3 protein-coding genes are annotated in these 3311 nt (G+C 37.5%); 1 reads left to right on the top strand and 2 read right to left on the bottom strand.

From position 1 onward, the window contains the following. Positions 1 to 539 precede the first annotated feature (539 nt). The gene (tcdA, locus tag H5202_RS19450; protein WP_182773516.1) at positions 540 to 1343 is read left to right on the top strand and encodes a tRNA cyclic N6-threonylcarbamoyladenosine(37) synthase TcdA; all 804 of its coding nucleotides are present in this window, start codon (positions 540 to 542) and stop codon (positions 1341 to 1343) included. A 20-nt stretch (positions 1344 to 1363) separates the two neighbouring features. Here the strand turns inward: tcdA and H5202_RS19445 are convergent, their stop codons facing one another. Both H5202_RS19445 and H5202_RS24030 read right to left on the bottom strand, forming a co-directional pair. Further along, positions 1364 to 2944, bottom strand: coding sequence for a sensor histidine kinase (locus H5202_RS19445; protein WP_182773515.1), 1581 nt, complete (start codon positions 2942 to 2944; stop codon positions 1364 to 1366). A gap of 163 nt (positions 2945 to 3107) precedes the next feature. After that, on the bottom strand, positions 3108 to 3311 hold a 204-nt coding region (locus H5202_RS24030), incomplete at its 5' end, for a hypothetical protein (protein ID WP_220493940.1).

Here is a 3311-nt window from a genome sequence, read left to right as displayed (position 1 = left end):
CAGAATTGTATTTTAGCTCATGTTAATTTAATCATTGCGAATATTCGATAGTAAATTTTATATCTTTAGTCTAATAAGGTTATAAATTAATCATGTTTTAATGGTTTTTGTGGTAGGAAGATTTTTAGGACGTAAAAACAATAAGCTCGCGTTGCCTTTGTTCGATAAAACACTGTTATCAAAAAGCTCTTTATCCTACTAGCGGGGTTGTATGGCTTACTATAGCGATGCAATTGATGCGTTAAACTATCTTGGTTAGTCACTTTTTTTAGTTAAATCTCTTTTATTTAGTTAAATCATTGGACCGTTTTGATATTTTCATCAGTAATAAACCGATTTTATGACTTTATCCCATATTCCCTATCCCATAACGAGTGAGCTGAATTAATAGCTAAATATATGAGCATGCGATGCTTGTTATTCACCCAAAAAGTATCCTTAACCAAATTCATCTAGAGTGAATCGTGACAAACGTTTAGCTTTGAGGATAAATCATATAAAATTGGCCGCGAAAATAGTCGTTAATTAGGGCGTAACCAATGTTGTCAGAATCTTATAATCATCGTTTTGCTGGTGTCGGCCGTTTATACGGTCAAGCAGCACTAACGACTTTTTCGCAAGCGCATGTTGTGGTTGTTGGTATTGGTGGTGTAGGCACATGGGTTGCGGAAGCATTAGCGAGAAGTGGTATAGGGCAGATTACGCTAATTGATTTAGATGATATTTGTGTTACCAACACCAATCGCCAAATACATGCATTAACCTCGACTATTGGCCAGTCAAAAGTTGAGGTTATGGCAAAACGCATTGGTGAAATTAACCCCGAGTGTGTCGTTAATGAAGTAGAAGACTTTATTACTTTAGACAATCTTGCTGAGTATTTTAAACCTACCTCACAAGGTGGCAATATTGATTATGTGGTTGACTGTATTGATGCTGTAAAGCCTAAAGCGGGATTAATTGCTTGGTGTAAGCGCAATAAAATTCCGCTAGTGACCATAGGTGGTGCTGGTGGACAAACCGATCCGACTTTAATTCAAATTACCGACTTGGCTAAAACAGTACAAGATCCATTATTGGCAAAAGTGCGCAACATATTACGCAAAGATTACAATTTCACTAAAAATATTCAGCGTCGTTTTGCCGTAGATGCGGTATTTTCGACCCAACATCTAGTTTACCCTCAAGCTGATGGCAGCGTATGCAACACCAAAGCAAATGTTGAAGGCAGTATGCGAATGGATTGCGCCTCCGGTTTTGGAGCCATTACCATGGTAACGGGAACGTTTGCGTTTGTTGCTGTTAGTCGTGTACTGAGCAAACTAGCCGCTAAATCTGTTTAACACTGGAGTGAATTTGTTGGTTATGTCGGCACACTAATCACGAACATTGGTCCACCAAGTGGTGAAGTGGCAACATAACTTATATTACCCTTCATCTTCGTCACCGCGTTAAATGCAGCTGCTAAGCCTAAACCTACTCCTCCTTTGTGGCGAGCTGTAGTGAAGAAGGGTTCGAAAATATGTTCGACGATATCATCAGGAATAGCTGCACCATTATTTTGTATTTCGATATGAACACCACCTGGTTCAGTAACGACATTAATGTGGACTTTCGCTTGTGGAACATCCTTAAATGCATGTAAAAATGCATTTGATACTACGTTAGTGATAGCCTGGCTTAATAAACTGGCATTGCTATTAAGCTGTAATTTTTCATCCAAGTTGGTGGTTATTTCCACGTCTAAAGGCGAAAATATCATTAAAGATGAATCAGTAATATCGCGTAATAGATGGCTCAAATTAAAGACTGTGTTTTTCTCATGACTTTGTTCCGCGGCAATAGATTTAAATTGTTGGATCAAATAACTGGCACGAGTGATATTACTAACGATTAACTGACTGCTTTGTTGGTATTGCTCTAAAATCCCATTAATTTGTTCTAAAGTGGCATCATCGCTATGGATCAATTTGATCAACTCTTCTATATGAGACAATTGTGAGCTGGCAGCTGTTAAACAAATGCCAATAGGGGTATTAATTTCATGGGCTACGCCGGAAACTAATCCTCCTAATGCCGCCATTTTTTCTTTTTCGACCAGAACTTGTTGAGTTCGTTTTAACATTTGCAACGATTGTTCAAGTTCTTTGGTTTGTTCTTTCACTTGGCGTGCGAGATCATCTTTATAGCTGCGTTCTAATGACAGTAAGCGATCGCGATCTTCAAGAGCATGCTGAAGATCGACTTTCGATAGGTGCAATGCTTGATAAGAGCCTCTGATTTGCTGTTGCATGGTATTAACCGCATCAGCCACTAAACTAAATTCATCATGTTGCGGCTTACGATTAAAATTCAAGGGCATAAAGTCGTGATCTAAGCTTATATCTTGGCAATATTGGCTTAATTGACGAAGATGTTTGGTCACATTGAACCACACCAGAAACAAGATAAAACCTGCCACGAGGAAGGTTTTGATCGCGTTGGATAATAAAATCAGTATTGCTTTATCGTACAAACGATCATAAATGATATTTAGATCAGCTTGTATGATAAGCGTACCAACAGGAATATGTTCATTATTGGTGTAAATTAATGGATATTGTTTCTCAATAATGGCCGTTTCTCTATATTCACCAAAGTGCCATTCTTGATTAGTGTCATCACGGATTGAAATATAGTTTATGTCAGGTAATTGACTTAAACCATGGAGTTGAGTGTCGATTAAATGTTCATCTATTACCCATATGCTGGCTGCTAGCACCTCTAAATTTACCGCTTCTATATTCGAAAAAACGCGATCAATTCTACTTACATCATTTTGATAATCACTCACGAGCTGATAAGCCGTCGTCAGGAGAGTAATTAACGAGCTAAAGACCACAATAGAAAGTGTCAATTTTCGAGCTATAGGACTTTGCAGTAACTGTGGTATGGATATCAGCATAGTTTCTTCAATGTAATGTATTAATAGGGAGAATCACCCTCTGAGGGTATTGATTCTGCAATGTATTTAGCTGTTATTTGTTAAGGTCTCAAACCTTTGGTTAAAGCATAGCCTGATAGGGCACATATAGTGATGAAAAAAATAAAAAATATCAGCTAATCAATTATTTTTTATGGCATATATTTTGCTTTATCTTAGTAGGCTCAAAAATCTGACACTGCGGGTAAGCTATGATGAAAATGAAAATAGGTTCAATAAAGTTGTTGAATAGTAAGCACTTGTTCGTAAGTTCTATGTCATGGCTTATCGTAACATGTGCAAGTTTATTGTTTGCGCCAAAAGATTTATTGGCGTTTTTATCGTTAGA

This window comes from Shewanella sp. SG41-4 (assembly GCF_014164505.1).
GTDB lineage: Bacteria > Pseudomonadota > Gammaproteobacteria > Enterobacterales > Shewanellaceae > Shewanella.
Note: the sequence above shows the minus strand (reverse complement) of the source record. Positions and strands in the feature narration are given on the sequence as shown.